Origin of the sequence: Enterococcus sp. BSD2780061688st2 D3, from assembly GCF_005844145.1 — a bacterium.
Taxonomy (GTDB): Bacteria; Bacillota; Bacilli; order Lactobacillales; family Enterococcaceae; genus Enterococcus_B; species Enterococcus_B durans.
This window is the reverse complement of sequence record NZ_SPHN01000003.1, coordinates 51,470-68,076: the sequence shown is the minus strand read 5'-3', so window position 1 is coordinate 68,076 and position 16,607 is coordinate 51,470. Positions and strand designations below refer to the sequence as shown.

The 16,607-nt window shown below is 38.2% G+C and carries 15 protein-coding genes and 1 riboswitch; of the genes, 10 read left to right on the top strand and 5 right to left on the bottom strand.

Annotated features, from left to right (window positions below):
• The first annotated feature begins 148 nt into the window (after positions 1–148).
• Positions 149–775, top strand: a complete 627-nt coding sequence (locus FGQ66_RS03745) for a hypothetical protein (RefSeq protein WP_005880261.1) — start codon at positions 149–151, stop codon at positions 773–775.
• A gap of 132 nt (positions 776–907) precedes the next feature.
• Here the strand turns inward: FGQ66_RS03745 and FGQ66_RS03740 are convergent, their stop codons facing one another.
• Positions 908–2,017, bottom strand: a complete 1,110-nt coding sequence (locus tag FGQ66_RS03740; protein ID WP_005876623.1) for an ABC transporter ATP-binding protein — start codon at positions 2,015–2,017, stop codon at positions 908–910.
• 174 nt (positions 2,018–2,191) lie between these two features.
• Here FGQ66_RS03740 and mgsA point away from each other — a divergent pair, with 174 nt between their 5' ends.
• Together mgsA and FGQ66_RS03730 are read left to right on the top strand one after the other, a co-directional pair.
• A complete protein-coding gene (mgsA, locus tag FGQ66_RS03735) occupies positions 2,192–2,614 on the top strand; it encodes a methylglyoxal synthase (protein WP_005876625.1) in 423 nt (140 codons plus the stop codon).
• A 157-nt stretch (positions 2,615–2,771) separates the two neighbouring features.
• A riboswitch (THF riboswitch) is annotated at positions 2,772–2,871 on the top strand.
• A 37-nt stretch (positions 2,872–2,908) separates the two neighbouring features.
• Complete coding sequence (locus FGQ66_RS03730) at positions 2,909–3,445, top strand: folate family ECF transporter S component (RefSeq protein WP_005876627.1); 537 nt, start codon at positions 2,909–2,911, stop codon at positions 3,443–3,445.
• A 43-nt stretch (positions 3,446–3,488) separates the two neighbouring features.
• Here FGQ66_RS03730 and FGQ66_RS03725 read toward each other — a convergent pair whose 3' ends face one another.
• Positions 3,489–5,252, bottom strand: a complete 1,764-nt coding sequence (locus tag FGQ66_RS03725) for an ABC transporter ATP-binding protein (RefSeq protein ID WP_005876629.1) — start codon at positions 5,250–5,252, stop codon at positions 3,489–3,491.
• A gap of 1 nt (position 5,253) precedes the next feature.
• A complete protein-coding gene (locus tag FGQ66_RS03720; protein WP_081135654.1) occupies positions 5,254–6,969 on the bottom strand; it encodes an ABC transporter ATP-binding protein in 1,716 nt (571 codons plus the stop codon).
• 312 nt (positions 6,970–7,281) lie between these two features.
• Here FGQ66_RS03720 and FGQ66_RS03715 point away from each other — a divergent pair, with 312 nt between their 5' ends.
• The 7 genes from FGQ66_RS03715 (at position 7,282) to FGQ66_RS03685 (ending at position 14,713) form a co-directional block, all read left to right on the top strand.
• Positions 7,282–10,050 (top strand): sigma-54-dependent transcriptional regulator, encoded by a 2,769-nt coding sequence (locus FGQ66_RS03715; protein WP_113846204.1) that lies wholly within the window; start codon positions 7,282–7,284, stop codon positions 10,048–10,050.
• Positions 10,051–10,126: 76 nt separating this feature from the next.
• The gene (locus tag FGQ66_RS03710; RefSeq protein WP_081135659.1) at positions 10,127–10,546 is read left to right on the top strand and encodes a PTS sugar transporter subunit IIA; all 420 of its coding nucleotides are present in this window, start codon (positions 10,127–10,129) and stop codon (positions 10,544–10,546) included.
• 12 nt (positions 10,547–10,558) lie between these two features.
• Positions 10,559–11,029, top strand: coding sequence for a PTS sugar transporter subunit IIB (locus FGQ66_RS03705; RefSeq protein ID WP_113846203.1), 471 nt, complete (start codon positions 10,559–10,561; stop codon positions 11,027–11,029).
• 17 nt (positions 11,030–11,046) lie between these two features.
• Positions 11,047–11,826 carry a PTS mannose/fructose/sorbose/N-acetylgalactosamine transporter subunit IIC gene (locus FGQ66_RS03700; RefSeq protein ID WP_005876638.1) on the top strand — a complete coding sequence of 260 codons (780 nt, stop codon included), beginning with the start codon at positions 11,047–11,049 and terminating at the stop codon, positions 11,824–11,826.
• On the top strand, positions 11,813–12,634 hold the full coding sequence (locus tag FGQ66_RS03695) for a PTS system mannose/fructose/sorbose family transporter subunit IID (RefSeq protein WP_005876639.1): 822 nt from the start codon (positions 11,813–11,815) through the stop codon (positions 12,632–12,634). Before FGQ66_RS03700 ends, FGQ66_RS03695 begins: the two co-directional genes overlap by 14 nt.
• 15 nt (positions 12,635–12,649) lie before the next feature.
• Complete coding sequence (locus FGQ66_RS03690; protein WP_113846202.1) at positions 12,650–13,699, top strand: SIS domain-containing protein; 1,050 nt, start codon at positions 12,650–12,652, stop codon at positions 13,697–13,699.
• 12 nt (positions 13,700–13,711) lie between these two features.
• Positions 13,712–14,713, top strand: coding sequence for an SIS domain-containing protein (locus FGQ66_RS03685; RefSeq protein WP_113846201.1), 1,002 nt, complete (start codon positions 13,712–13,714; stop codon positions 14,711–14,713).
• A gap of 226 nt (positions 14,714–14,939) precedes the next feature.
• Here FGQ66_RS03685 and FGQ66_RS03680 read toward each other — a convergent pair whose 3' ends face one another.
• Positions 14,940–15,581, bottom strand: a complete 642-nt coding sequence (locus FGQ66_RS03680; protein WP_113846200.1) for a lytic polysaccharide monooxygenase — start codon at positions 15,579–15,581, stop codon at positions 14,940–14,942.
• Positions 15,582–15,700: 119 nt separating this feature from the next.
• The gene (locus FGQ66_RS03675) at positions 15,701–16,555 is read right to left on the bottom strand and encodes an Rgg family transcriptional regulator (protein ID WP_138301742.1); all 855 of its coding nucleotides are present in this window, start codon (positions 16,553–16,555) and stop codon (positions 15,701–15,703) included.
• Between the last annotated feature and the right edge of the window lie 52 nt (positions 16,556–16,607).

Genomic DNA, 16,607 nt, shown 5'->3' with positions numbered 1-16,607 from the left:
TGTCCGCTAGTTGATCTGGTTTATTTTCCTTTTTATTGATTTATTTTAGAGATTATTCATTTTTTTACGCATGTGTCTTGACACATTTTGTAGTTAAAGGTAAAATAAAGCGACATTTATGTGTCAAGACATGTTAGGAGAGGGAAAAATGAAAAAAAATTCAGTACGAACACTTACGATTTCTGCATTATTGATTGGCATGGGTGTGATTATCCCGATGGTGATGCCTAAAATAATGATTCCACCAGCATCTTTTACATTAGCTTCCCATGTGCCATTATTTATTGCCTTATTTTTTTCACCTGGTGTAGCAATTGCTGTCGCATTAGGTACAACATTCGGTTTCTTTTTATCTACACCATTCATTATTGCATTACGTGCATTATCGCATCTAGTATTTGCCGTTATTGGGGCATGGTACTTACAAAAAAATCCACGAATCGTTTTGAAAGACGGTCAAGTGACATTAGCAAATTGGCGTTTTCAAAGTTTTAATCTGGTGATCGGCATCATCCATGCGATTACTGAAATGTTAGTCGTCAGTGCCTTCTTCTTTATGGGGAATATGCCTGAAACGTATTATTCAGGTGGTTATTTCTACACTGTATTTATTTTGATGGGTGTGGGAGGTCTGATCCATAGTTTAGTAGATTATAATATTGCTTACTTTGTTGCAGGAACATTGAGCAAATATTTCGATATCCCAATATTTACTAAAGCAAAACAATTAGAAAAAAAAGAAATCATTGGCAAGACAGTTAAAAAAGTCGCTTAAAATGATCAGCTGATCATCAAAAGAAGAAAGTTTATGAGGACTCGTCCTCAGTAAGCTTTCTTTTTTTGATTTGTGAGGAGAAAAAAAGAACGGTACAAGAGTTATCCTGTGCCGTTCTTAAAGGGGGCGATTTTAAGGTAAAGTAATGACTTCTTCTGTATCTTTATCAAAGAAATGACCTTTACTGATATTGAAGGCTAGATCCACCATTTCACCTGGTTTATGGAAATCACGCGCATCGACTTTAGAAATAAACTCAGTAGAACCTGTCTTAGTATAAAGCATTGTTTCCGCACCAAGTAATTCTGAAACGACAACTTCAGAGTTGACCACGGCTTCTGGAGAAGCTTCTAAAGCGACTTGCTCGCTGTGGATGTCTTCTGGACGGATACCGAAGATGACTGCTTTTCCTTCATAACCTTTTTCAACTAAAACTTTATTTTTTCCTTCAGGTATTTTCAATTTCAAACCATGGCCATCTGAGATCACGCCATTGTTCAAAGTCACATGGAAGAAGTTCATTGCAGGTGAGCCAATAAAGCCAGCTACGAACATATTGACAGGAGTGTCATATACTTCTTTTGGTGTACCGATTTGTTGGATGAAACCATCCTTCATGATAACGATACGGTCAGCCATCGTCATTGCTTCCGTTTGATCATGGGTCACGTAGATCGTTGTTGTTTCTAAACGTTGGTGTAATTTCGCAATTTCTGCACGCATGGCAACCCGTAATTTTGCATCCAAGTTTGACAATGGTTCATCCATCAAGAATACTTTTGCATCACGGACGATTGCTCGACCCAATGCGACACGTTGGCGTTGTCCACCAGATAATGCAGCTGGTTTACGTTTCAAATATTCAGTCAATCCTAGGATCTCTGCTGCATTTTCTACCCGTTTTTTGATGTCTGTTTTGTCATATTTTCGCAATTTTAGACCGAATGCCATGTTATCAAAAACAGTCATGTGAGGGTAGAGGGCATAGTTCTGGAAAACCATCGCGATATCACGATCTTTTGGTGCTACATCATTCATGACTTTCCCACCAATGTTCAGTTCACCTTCGGAAATATCCTCTAGACCCGCGATCATTCTCAATGTTGTTGATTTACCACAACCGGAAGGCCCAACAAAAACGATGAATTCACGATCATCGATCGATAAATTGAAGTCGGTTACAGAATAGTTTTCTGCGTTGTCATATTTCTTGTATACATGTTTTAATGCCATTTCTACCATTTGTCATTCCACGCTTTCTATTAGTTTTATTCGTTAAACAAATTATATGTGAAAGCGTTATCTTTTTTCTATGTCACATTGAACAACAATTGATTTAAATTTTGGTCAATGTGCTCATCTTTGATGTAAAATGAAAAGGGACACATTTTTTGGCAAGAAGAAGGAGTGATAGAAATGAAAATCGCGTTGATCGCGCATGACCGAAAGAAACCGATGATGGTCAAATTAGCAACTGCTTATCAAACAATATTGGAAAAACATGAACTTTTCGCTACGGGTACTACTGGTGCGAAAATCACAGAAGCAACTGGCTTGAAAGTCCATCGTTTTAAATCTGGGCCATTAGGGGGAGATCAGCAAATTGGTGCGATGATTTCTGAAGATGAATTGGATTTGGTGATTTTTTTACGGGACCCTTTAGCAGCTCAACCACACGAACCAGATGTTACTGCACTGATTCGTTTATCCGATGTCTACGAGATTCCGCTTGCAACAAATATTGGCACTGCAGAAGTACTCCTGAGAGGATTAGAAGCTGGCTTTTTAGATTTTCGTAAAGTCGTGCATGAGTTAGAAAAGCGTCCATTATCTTTTTGATAAAATTCGGTATTTTTAAAGTATAATGCCATTTGATACAGAAATATGTCGTCTAATCACGAACTTAGAAATAGGTATATTTGAAAATATATGTTTTTTTATTTACAGTGACTAGTGAACTATGCTATAGTTTGCCTGGGAATGATTTCCCAAAATAATCAGAGTAGGAAATAAAGCGTTAAGTGCTGAGAGGATGGGATGTTGCCTCTTTGACGAAGGACAGAATTGTTCGCGGTTTTATTTTCGCATTCGCTGCATGTATTGTGTAGCAGCTCTTAAAGGAGATGCTAGGAAATGAAGAAAAACAGATTAGACGCACGTATGATCGCTATTATGGGATTGTTGATCGCCTTGATGGTCACCCTATCCCGATTAGTATCGATCGAAACACCTTTTATTAAGATCAGTGTGACCTTTATTCCACAAGTGATCATGGGGATTTTGTTTGGTCCTTTCTGGTCAGGGATTGGAGCGGTATTAGCTGACTTAGTAGGAATGGCATTATTTTCAAAAACAGCCTTCTTTATTGGATTTACATTGAACGCCTTTATCGAAGGAGCAATCTATGGGTTCTTTTTTTATCGAAAAGAAATCACTTGGAAAAATGCGATCTTAGCTACCTTGAGCGTCACGTTGATCATCAACTTGATTTTGACGCCGTTATGGCTAGCGATGATGTACCACGTACCATTATTTAGTTGGGTCGTTTGGGCACCTCGTCTCTTAAAAACAGTGATTTGGATCCCTCTACAGTCCATAGCGATTTATTATGTTGGACGAAGTATTCCATATAAAAAGATATTAAATAGTTTAACTATTCATGCAAAATAAAAAACAAGCAGTCTTCCCATCCCAGAAGACTGCTTGTTTTTTATTATTGTTTTGTAAATTGTGCTTGGTATAACTGATGATAATAGCCATTTTTTTGTAGTAGTTCATCGTGAGTACCCATCTCGACGATTGCCCCTTGGTCCATTACAAGGATCTGGTCGGCGTTTTTGATTGTTGAAAGACGGTGTGCAATGACGAAACTGGTTTTTCCTTGCATCATGGCGAGAAAAGCATTTTGGATTTTCTTTTCGGTCAATGTATCGACTGAACTGGTTGCTTCATCTAAGATCAGCATAGGCGGATTACTGATCATTGTACGAGCAATGGTCAATAGTTGTCTTTGCCCATCAGAGATTTTAAGTCCTTGTCCGCCAATTTTAGTATCTAATTTTTCTGGCAGACGTTCGACAAATTCATACATGTAAGAAGCTTTTAATGCTTGATTGATTTCCTCATCACTAGCGTCTGGCTTGCCGTACTGAAGGTTTTCTCTTAATGTACTGTCAAATAACCAAGTGTCTTGTAGAACCATACCAAAGCTTTTTCGTAAAGTATCTCTTTGGATATGTCTGATGTCATAGTCGTCAATAGTGATATAACCAGAAGTGGTCTCATAAAAACGCATCAACAAGTTGACTAACGTTGATTTTCCTGCACCAGTTTTTCCTACGATCGCAATTGTTTGACCTGGTTCAGCTTTGAAGTTGAAATTTTCGATCAGACGTTGTTTTGGTTCATAGGAAAAAGAAACATGATTGAAGACGACTTCTCCTTTGATCGTGTCTGGATTCAAAGCATACGCATCTGGATCATCAGGGGTTTCTTCAGGTTGATCAATCAATTCAAATGCTCGTTCTAAACCAGAAAAAGCTGTCTGTATTTGAGTAGTGATACCCGAAAGCTCAATGAATGGTTTTGAAAATTGACTGGAGTAGATCGTAAAGCTTGAAATCACACCGACAGTGATCGCTGACCCACTTCTTAGCGCAAGCAACCCGCCCACTAAACCGATAGATAGGTAAGCCATGTGATCAATAAAACGTGAAGAAGGATTGGTTAATGAAGATGAAAATTGAGCACGCTGTCCTTTCTCATAGAGATCTGCGTTCAATACTCTAAATTGTTGCTGATTCACTTCTTCTTGTTGGAAAGCTTTGATTATCTTTTGATTTCCAATTCTTTCGGTAACGAATCCAGAGATGTTTCCAATGATCTTTTGTTGATTGTCGAAATCATTTTGAGAAGCTCGAGCTACGATCCAACTAACCAGAAAGATGATTGGCGTCGAACAAACAACGACCAAAGTCAACAAAGGACTTAATCTTAACATAAAGATAAAGGATAAAACGATAATCGCTACACCTGCGAATAATTGATTGAAGGCGGCTGATATTGCAATGGAGATATTGTCCATGTCATTTGTAAAACGACTGACGATATTCCCATGAGAATTTTGATCGTAGTAGCGAAGGGGCAATTTATTCAGACGAGCAAATGCATCTTTTCTAAGTTTAGCTACTGAAAGATAAGCCAGACGGTTACTCAAGACCTGGATCAGCCACTGACTGACTACATTGATCAAAACGATACCGCCAAATAGTAAAAGTAAGTGGAAAAGCTTAGTGAATCTTACCTGACCGACACCAATCATTTGATCGATACTTTGACCAATCTGCAAGGTCATAACAACAGTCGCGATCCCATTGATGATCCCTAACAGGATAGCTAACCAAATGTCTTTAGAATAAGCCGTAAGATAAGGAACAAAACGTCTAAGGATTTTCCAAGAGATTTTTTTTGTTTTCATACTATGCTTCCTCCTGTGAGGCGACGATTTCGCGGTATTCTGCTGAATGCGCTAGTAGATCTTCGTGAGTACCTTGAGCCACGATTTTTCCTTGATCCATTACTAAAATCGTATGTGCTTCTTGAATCGAGCGGATCCGTTGCGAGATGATGATCACGGTGCTGTCCAATGAAGTTTGTAACGCTTTTCTCAGATTTAGATCGGTTTGATAATCGAGAGCGCTCAACGAATCATCTAAGATAAGCAATTCTGGTTTGGCAATCAATGCACGTGCGATGGTTAGTCGCTGCTTTTGTCCACCAGAAAAATTCTTTCCGTTCTCCATTACTTTAGTATCCAAACCTTTAGGGAGTTGGCGAACGAAATCTTCTGCTTGTGCAATCCGTAAAGCTTCCCAACATTCTTCATCGCTAGCTTCTTGTTTTCCCCATTGTAGATTTTCACGAATCGTTCCAGTAAACAAGACAGAAGTCTGTGGTACTTGTGAAATTTGGTGTCTTAAAGAATCAAGGTCCCAAGAACGTACATCGACTTCGTCAAAGGAAATAGCACCAGCGCTAACATCATAGAAGCGAGGGATCAATTGAGTCAATGTGGTTTTCCCGCTACCAGTAGGACCAATGATCCCAAGGACTGTCTTTCTTTTTAGCTGGAAGGTGATATCTTGTAAGGCTAAGCCAGAATCTGGTGTATAGCGAAAATCAACATGATCGAATTGGATCATATTCTGAGAGTGGAAATCAGGAGTGAGAGGTTCAGCGGCATCAACAATGGTATTTTCTGTGGCTAACACTTCTTTGATTCGATTTCCTGAAGCTTCGGCTCTTGTAAAAATGACTACTAGATTAGAGACGACGATTAGTGCCAATAACATTTGATTCATATAATTGATCAAGGCTAAGACTTGTCCCTGTTGTAAATTACCAATGTTGACTTTGATTCCCCCCACGGTCAATAGACAGATGATCCCCACGTTCATAATCAAAGTGGTTGCAGGAGATAATAGAGCAGAAATATTCGAAACACGAAGATAATTCTTCGCCAGATCATCAGTGTCGTTATTGAATGTATCGATTTCTGTAGCTGTACGAGAAAATGCACGGATCACACGTACACCACTTAGATTTTGACTAACAGTTGCGTTTAGGCGATCTAATTTTTCTTGTACCTTTTGATAAAGAGGAATTGTTTTTTTGATAATAAAATATAAAATAACTGAAAAAATAGGTAATAGTGCTAAGAAAAATAAGCCCACTTCCCAATCAATGACAAATGCCATGACTACTGAGCCGATACTTAAAAAAGGAGCACGGATCAACAAACGGATGACCATTGCGAGAGCCAGCTGTAATTGGTTAATATCATTTGTCATTCGTGTGATCAGCGTATCTGTTCCAAAGTGGTTCAGTTCACTATGTGAAAATGAATTGATTTTTTTGATTAGCTGATTGCGCAGTTCGGTACCGAACCCTTGGGAAGCCACCGATGCGTAATATTGACAGATGATGGCACAAACTAAGCCAATCACTGACATAGCGATCATCCAGACCCCCATTTTGATAATCATTCCTCGATCGTTCATTTTAAGCCCATTATCGATCAAAGACGCCATCAAAAGAGGCAGGATCAATTCGAACACAGCTTCAAAAAACTTGAATACTGGGCCTAAAATGATCTGTTTACGATAATCTTTTGCATAACGTAATAATTGAATCATATGATTCCTCCTAACAAAGTTTCAGCTAATCACTATCCAGAAAAGAAGGAATGTTTTTTTAGCTGCTTGAACATATTGGATATCAATAAAGATATCTAAATGAATTCATTCCTATATATAAGTAGGTACTCTCACATTGTAGCTTATGAAATTTAGAATGAAAAGTGAACAAGCCTTTTCATAAATGAAACTTTAAAGTGAATTTAACGTTTTAGCTGATTGTTCCGCTTTTTTTGAATCAATGGTGAAAAAAACAAAATCTTTTATTGACAAAATGAATGCGTTTTCTATTATTGGAGAGAGGTGAAAAAAATGCTAAAAAAAGAAATTCTGACTTATTTAGAGAATCAAACTGCTTTTATCGATATCGATCAGATAAGCGATGTGTTTACAGCGAAGAAATTGGCAGAATATTTCAACGTGAAACGAAATACGATCAGCCATTATTTAAATCAATTAAATGAGGAAGAGTTGCTAGTAAAAGTGAATTCACGACCGGTTTATTATTTTCATAAAAGTGCGTTTGAACATCAATTTTTTCCTTTAAGCAAGACGTTCTATTCTTCGACAAATAAAATAAAGGAAGAAAAACCAATATTTGCGCGCAGTAAAGATTTATTTTCATTAGTGATCGGTCATGACGCCAGTCTCAAAGAAAGTATCGAGCAAATCAAAACAGCTCTTTTTTATCCTGATGGGGGACTTCCTGTCTTACTTACAGGAGAAAGTGGGACTGGTAAAAGCTATCTTGTAAACATTATTTATCAATATTGTTTGGAATATGATCTGCTGACAGAAAATGCCCCCCTCATCACATTGAATTGTGCGCAATATGCGGATAATCCAGAATTGTTAACAAGTAATCTATTTGGTCATGTCACAGGTGCTTATACAGGCGCAGTTCAAGATAAAATAGGTGCATTTGAGGCCGCAGATGGAGGTATTCTTTTCTTGGATGAAGTCCATCGACTAAGCCCGGAAGGACAAGAAAAGTTGTTTACGTATTTAGATAAAGGAATCATCTATCGCATGGGAGATACGAACCATGCAAGAAAAGTCGATGTTCGCTTGTTCTTTGCAACAACAGAAGAAGTAACAAGCCATTTTCTCCACACTTTTACACGTAGGATACCGATCAAAATCGACTTACCTTCTTTAAAAGAACGACAAAAAGAAGAACGACTGGAATTGATCTATTCCTTTTTTTTAGCTGAACAGCGAAAAATCAAGTATCCAATGAAAGTAAGCGGACAAGTACTGACGATTTTATCGAATCAGGATTTTAGCGGCAATATCGGAGAATTGAAGAATAACGTCAAGGTTGCGGTAGCAAAAGCATTTGCAGAGCAGAAAGAAGAAGATAAGCTATGTATCAAACTGCAACATCTGCAAAAATATCTCTTAACGCTTTCTCCCAATAGTAATTCGACCCAATCAGCTGTGTGGATCACTGATAAACAGAACCTTGAATATCTAATGGAAAAAAGGCAGCCAGAACAGGAGCGGATCATTCGCTGTTTTGAAGAGTTGCTTTTGACTTTCAAAAAAAGTGGGACCTCTTTGAACAATTGCGAGGATAAATTAAAAGAAGAAGTTGTGCACTTATTTGATTTTTTGCTCTTTGAGACAAGCCGGCAAGAAAAGCATGAATTACTGGTCTATTGGATGCATACGATCCGTGAAACGCTGAAACAGATGGAAAGTGCCTATCAAATCAGATTTGATGGGAACACCGTGTATGCATTAAGTTATTATCTGTATCAGCGTAGTACAGTCAAATGGCTACCAGATGAAGAAGAAATCCTTCAATTAATGAAGGGCTTATCCCAGCAATTAGAGCTACTTTATCCAGCGAATTATCAGTATGCTACGCGTATTTTGGAGTTGACGCATTCAAAACTAGATTTAGATAGCACGTTGTTGGATAAAATAATTTTAACGATCTATCTGAAACGGACGAAATGGTCAAAAGAGCAAAGCATCCCCAAAGCGATCATAGCCGCACACGGATATGCAACAGCTAGTAGTATGGCAAATGTCGCGAATCGTTTATTAGGACAAGATCTATTTGAATCATTTGACATGCCACTAGATGTGACGCCACAACAAATTGCGAATGAAATCATTGATTACAGTAACCATCATGATCTATCGAACGGCTTGATCATCCTAGTGGACATGGGTTCTTTGAAAGAAATCTATCAATTATTTAAAGATCAAGTATTTGCACCGATCGTGATCTTGAATAACGTGACGACACCCTTAGCGATCACGATCGGTGAAAAAATGCAGAACCTTTTGGATCTAGAGACGATCGTTCAGCAAGCCGTTGATGCTACAAAATCAGAATGGAAGATCATCTATCCTGAAAAACATAAACCAAAAGCATTACTCGTCACTTGCGCCACAGGGATAGGAACAGCCACTCATATGGCTGAATTATTGGAAAAAAGTTTGCCAACAAATCATGCGCTAAAAATCATGCCCTACGAATATCATGTGTTAGCTGAAAGAAAGAAAAAAGAAACTGTTTTCTCAATGTATGATGTCATAGGCGTCATCGGAACGATGAATCCGCAAATTGAAGTTACGCCCTATTTATCTATAGAGTCCTTGATCTCAGGCGAACAAATGGATCAGCTCACTGAATGGTTAGTACCAATTTTTCCCGAAAAAGAAAGGGGAGATTTTGATCAGCGCTTCGTACGTAATTTTTCATTGGAAAAAGTTTTAGATTCGGTCACGATTCTGGATACGGAAAAAGTAATGACAGAGATCGAATATTTTGTACGTGAATTAGAACTTAGATTGGCTACAGACATCAGTACACCAAAAAAGATCGCGCTTTACGTCCATGTCAGCTGTTTGATTGAACGCCTGATCCGACAAATTCCCATTGAAAATTATCACGGTCAAGAGACGATATCGAAGTGTCAAAAAGAAATGTTTGATTCTATAAAAGAAGCATTTAGTGTCATCGAAGAACATTACAGTGTCAAGATTCCTACTTCAGAGGTAGCCTATATCTATGATATTTTGATAAATATTGAAGAGAAGATAGGGAAAGACGAAGAATTCTGATCAAAGCAAGATACGGCCACTATTTTTGGCATGTATCTTGCTTTATTTAAATTGAGAGTAAGAAAGAGGTGTTAAAGTGGAAAAAAAAATCATCATTGCTTCCCATGGGCATTTTGCTTCGGGCATTTTAAATTCGTTGGAGCTTATCTATGGGACGCATCATTCGATCACTGCTTTAGATTGTTACATGTCTGAATCATTTGATCTGACCAAATCAGTTAAACAATTGATCGAGGAACATAAAGGAAAAGAGTTGATCATTTTGACCGATTTGTTTGGCGGAAGCGTGAATAATGAATTTTTACAATATATTGATCAACCAAACATCTATTTGATTGCTGGATTGAACTTACCTTTGTTGATCGAGATCGTCGCACAAGTCGAAATGGTAGATTCAATCACTGAATTGATTCAACGAGCATTACGTGAGTCGAAAGAAACGATCCAGTTCTGCAATGAAAGCATAAAAACAAAAATCGAAGAAGAAGAATTTTAGGAGGGGTATCAAATGATTATTTTAACAAGAGTAGATCACCGTTTATTACATGGTCAAGTTGCATTTTCTTGGACACAGGCAATCGGAGCAGATTGTATTTTGATTGCAAATGATGATGTACCAAAGAATGAAATACGTAAAACAACAATCAAATTGGCTAAACCACAGGGCGTAAAGTTAGTGATCAAATCGATTCAAGATTCAATCAGTGCGTTGCAAAGTGGTGTCACAGATAAATACAAATTATTCATTGTGGTGGAATCGATCAAAGATGCCTATGCATTAGCAAAAGCTTGCCCTGAGATCAAACACATCAATTTAGGAGGGATCAAAGCGAAAGAAGGAACGAGAAGTTTAGGAAAAGCGGTCAATGTTTTACCCGAAGAAGAAGAATTATTGAAACAGTTGCTGACGGATCAAATAGAAGTTGAAATCCGTCAAGTGCCTGCAGACAAAAAAGTAGCTGCCAAAGAAGTTTTATGAGAAAGGAAGGTTAAATTATGATCCTACAAGCGGTTCTTTTAGGACTAGTTGCTTTTGTTGCACAATCAGAATATGCGTTAGGTACTTCCCTGCTTTCTCGGCCAATTGTCACGGGATTATTTACCGGGATCGTGTTAGGTGATGTTAAAGCAGGTGTCATCATGGGGGCCACTTTAGAGTTAGCTTTTATTGGTTCATTTTCAGTTGGTGCCTCTATCCCACCAGATGTTGTGACGGGTGGTATTTTAGGAACAGCATTTGCGATCACTGCAGGAGCAGGAACAGAAACAGCTCTATTATTAGGGTTGCCGATTGCAACGCTCACTTTGATTTTGAAAAATGTTTATTTAGGTTTATTGATCCCGTTGATGACCCATAAAGCAGATCGTTATGCAGAAGAGGGAAATTACAAAGGCGTTGAACATATGCATTTACTCGCTGGGTTTGGACTGTCCCTTATGTTAGGCCTAATTGTGACGATTTCCTATATGGTGGGAAGCAATACGATAGGCAGTCTGCTAGAAAAAATCCCTGATTTTGTTCAAAACGGATTAACTGTTGCTACGGGATTGATTCCAGCATTAGGATTTGCGATGTTAGCCCGCCTATTGATCAATAAAAAAGTAGTTCCTTATTTCTTTTTAGGATTTGCTTTGGCTTCTTACTTGAAGATACCAGTTACTGGGATTGCTATTTTTGGGGCCATTTTAGCAGTAGTAGTAGTAAACATCATGAATGTTCAAAAGACAGCTGTTCAAACTTCAGCAGGGGAGGTAGAAGAAGATGAAGACTTCTGAACAAGACAAGAACCGTATCACTAAAAAAGAATTGAACCATGTATTTTGGCGTTCCTTTCAGATGGAATTTTCTTGGAATTATGAGCGACAAATGAATATGGCTTACGCATATGCGATCATCCCTATTCTAAAAAAGCTTTACCATACGAAAGAGGACATGGCTGCAGCCTTGAAACGCCATTTAGAATTCTTCAATACGACGCCACATATCGTCACCCTGATCTTAGGGATAAATGCCGCCATGGAAGAAGAAAATATACATGATCCAGAGTTTGATGTGACAGCTATCGATAGCATCAAAACATCTCTCATGGGGCCTTTAGCTGGCATCGGAGATTCCTTCTTTTGGGGGACTTTACGCCTGATCGCTACAGGTGTTGGCACGTCACTTGCATTGCAAGGAAACATCTTGGGGCCTATTCTTTTTCTTCTGATTTTTAATATTCCACACATTTTGCTTCGCTATTTAGCAACTGGTTGGGGCTATCGATTGGGAACCGGATTTTTGAAAAAAATCCAAGCAAATGGAATGATGGAAAGTTTGACATTTGGTGCTTCGATCATTGGATTGATGGTAGTTGGTGCAATGACTGCTACGATGATCAGTATCAATATTCCTTTGAAAATCGGATCAGGTGAAAATGCAGTAACTGTGCAAAGTATTTTCGATGATATTGTTCCCAATATTTTATGTTTAGGTGCATTTGGCGCTGTGTTCTATTTATTGAAAAAAGAAGTAAAACCTTTAATGATCTTGATTGGATTAGCTATCTTTGGCATTGCTGGTTCATGGATCGGTATTTTTTAGAAAAGAGGGAAGCAAATGGTCACAATGTTGGACTATATCCACGAGGAAAACGAAACATTATCAGCAATTATCGAGGCATATGATTTTTCAAGCAAGGACGCTTATACATCTATCAAAAATGTCATGATCCTTGCAACTGGATCTTCTTATAATGCATGCTTAGCAGCAAAACCTGCATTAGAAAGTTACGGTGGATTGACTGTAGATATCCAAGAACCATTTCATTTTACACACTATGGTCATTTGTCAACGGCGGTAGATACAGTTATTGCCGTTTCACAAAGCGGAAAAAGTGCGTCAACAGTCACAGCGATTAAAGCGATTCCGACCGAAAGTATCCAGACGATTGCAATAACAAGTGATCAGAATAGTCCGATTGCTTCTGAAACGGATCAAGTAATCGATCTAGGGATCGGGATTGAAAAAGTTGGATTTGTGACAAAAGGTTATTCAGCAACCGTTCTACAGCTGATCCTTTTGGGAATAACGATTGGCGTAAGTAAAGGGAAGATCACGGAAACGCAAAGACATGAAAAAATCGATCAGCTAAAAAAGATCATCACAGAAATTCCTGAGAATATTCAGCGAACCGAAGCTTTTTATGAAAAGAATCAAGCACTGTTTCGCGTAGCAAAACGGTTTATCGCAATTGGTTATGGACCAAACTGGGGAACAGCAAAAGAGGTTGAGACCAAATTTACAGAGACCGTTCGAGAACCTTCACAAGGATTTGAACTAGAAGCATATATGCATGGTCCTTACCTGGAGGCTGATTCTTCACATGTGTTGTTTTTTATAGAAGCAAAGAGCGAAAATCAGCAACGCTCAAGATGCTTAAAAGAATACATGGACCCTTACGTAGGGGCAACATTTACGGTTACGACAGAGGAAACAGCAGATGAAAACAGTTTGAGCATAGCATTTTCATGTGAAGAATATCTATCTGGCTTAGGTTTAGTTGTGCCGTTTCAAGTATTGGCTTATAAGATTGCGACTGGAAAAGGAATCGATTTGAGTCAAAAAATATTCAGTGATTTTGATCGTGTATTAAAAAGTAAAATTTAAGAGGTGGATAATATGTTAAAATTCAACGAACAACAACAAATAGAAGCAATTAATGGTGCCTTAGCTTTACGTCCCCAAGTAGAAGAAATCGTTGATGGACTTTATGGAAAATTTGACGCAGTTTACTATTTAGGCATTGGCGGCACATATGCTTCAGCGATGCAAGCCGTTACTTATATCAATGGAAAGAGTGATCTCCCTGTTTTTATCCAGCATGCAGCTGAATATTATACAACAGGGAACAAGCGGTTAACAAAAGAATCAATCGTAGTACTATCCTCAGTAACTGGAACGACACAAGAAGTAGTGCGCGCAGTAGAAGACATAAAAAAAGTCGGAGCAACGTTGATCGGCTTCATCGATACAAAAGACAGCCCACTCGCACGACTTTGTGATTACACGATCACCTACCCTGCTCTAGGAACAGAGCAAATCAAATTCTTTATGGTTGCAGATCGCTTGATGCAAAAAAACGGTGATTTTGAGGATTATGAAAAGTATTACCAACAACTGGAAGACTATTTAGCGATTGGTTTGGTGGAAGCAGAGAAAAAAGCAGATGCATTTGGCCTTGCTTTTGCTGAAAAGCATCGGCATGATGCGATGCATTACTTTATTGGAGCTGGCAATCAATGGGGTGCGGTTTATTCCTATGCTATGTGTTATTGGGAAGAACAAAGCTGGCTTCGATCAAAATCGATCCATGCAGCTGAATTTTTACATGGAACATTGGAAGTGATCGAGGAAACAACACCAGTCACCTTGTTCCTAGGTGAAGATGAACAGCGGGTCTTAGCTGAAAGAGTAGCAGGACTACTACCTAAGATTTGTGCCAACTATACGCTGATCGATACGAAAGATTACCCGATTGAAGGAATAGACGAAGCCCATCGTGGTCGAGTACTTTCTTATTTATTGATGCATGCAGTCACACAGCGGATCGATGCACATGTGGAAAAATTGAATTGTCATCCATTGGATATCCGTCGGTATTATCGCCAGTTCGACTATTGATCAGAATGGCTACAAAGATAAATGGCGATGATTTTTAAAGTGAAATGAAGCTTATCAAGAGAATTTTTGTGACTGTCCTATTTTTTCTCTTGGAATAAGTAAGCAAGAAGGAGACCCAGTTGATCGCCCTATCAAAGAGAGGTCGAGACAAAAGTGTTTCTTACTTTTGTCCCAACCTCTTTTCGCTTATGAAAAGGGAGTATTTTCTTTGTTCATTACGGGTTCTTTAATTTGTCAAGCGACTTAAAAGTGTAGGGCTTTGGATATTTGCGTCAATGACGTTATAAAAAGCATTGGTTGTATCTGCGACATCCCAAACAGCTAAGATGACGTGATAGCCTAAGCGATTACTTGGGATATTGATCGTATGGGTCGGTGTCGTAGCGGAAGAATCTCCATTATTGTCTACTTCACCAATAAATTCAAATTCGTCACGAGAAAGTGGTTTGTTTTGATTCCAACCAGTTTTAGTGATGTAATAGTGCCATTTACTTGTGGAATGATTTGCCGTGAATTTCCATGTAAAATCATTCGGACCAGTTGTGAGAGTTTGTTTTGTCCAGAAAGAGGCAGACTGCTGATCTAATTTAAAATCTCCAACAGCACCATTGGCAGAAGCAATTCGACCGTCAGCAGGTCCTCCTGTTGGATAGCCTTTTGGTGCTTCTAAAGACTGAGGTTCATTGATAACGGCACCATATTTTTCAAATGCAGCTGACCAGTTTTTGTCTTTCTCTAAACTTCCCTGATAACCACGGCTGATAGGCTGAGAAATATACCCATGTGCAGAAACTTCTACCGTTGATAGTGCAGTGAATCCTGCTGTCGCCAAGATGATCCCTAATCCTAACTGTACCACTTTTTTCATTGATCGTTCCTCCTTAGAATGTTCTTTTTTATTACAACTTTAGTATAACGGAGGACTTTTTTATAAAAATATTTTGTATGTTATTGCAACAATATGGGCGAATCACCAATAGGGAATTCTTAAGAATGTTTTTGGATAAGAGTGTTTTTTAATTTAAGATAATACTCTTTTGTAGATGTTAATTCTAACCATTCAAAGAAAGCAATGCTTTGATCGATTTCAGAAATCACTGACTGATCCCCTTCAGCTAAAAGATCCAAAGCAGAAAAAGTCTTATAGTGAGCGGTAACCAATGTTTGTTTGTGATGTATCGTTATTTTTTTTAACTCGGTCAAGAAGAGTTTTCTAAGAGTGACTGATTGGCGATTAAAGGAGAGACGTAAGCCGTTTAAAATGAAATTCGATAGTAATTCAGAATAGTAGGTGGCATCTATGTAAGCTTTCATTTTTGAGACACTGTTTTTAAAGGAGTGAATGATATACTGGTCATCAAAAATAAACAGACAGTTAGAAAAGACAGTCAATTCAAAGTGGCCCCAAGTATCGATTGTTTCCAGGTATCTTTTGATCGTTTCAATTTCTTCTTTTAGTTCTTCGTTAAAAGCATCATTACATAGATAGCTGATAATCAATTTACGCTGGCTGTAGATCAAACGATAATAGATATTCCCTGTTTTTTTGTATTCATTCAGCAGTTCTTTTTCTTGTGTTGGTGACACGTCTTTGGAATAAATTAGATAGTTAGTTAATTTTTGTTTATTTGAAAGATTGTTATTATTTAGGAGGAACTGATACTCTTCTAAAGTGATATTCATACGTTCAAGATAATTGAAAAGCAATTCAAACCCGATTTTCGTTCCTCTTGATTCAAAGGCAGCAAGTGTCCCACGTTGTGAAATCCCTCTTGTCAATTGTTCTTGAGTTAAACCTCGTTCTTTACGTAATTTTCGTATCAGTGATGAGTGTTGTGGCATATTTAGATCCCTCCAATATTTTTTGATGAATTAATCATAACATAACGCTTAT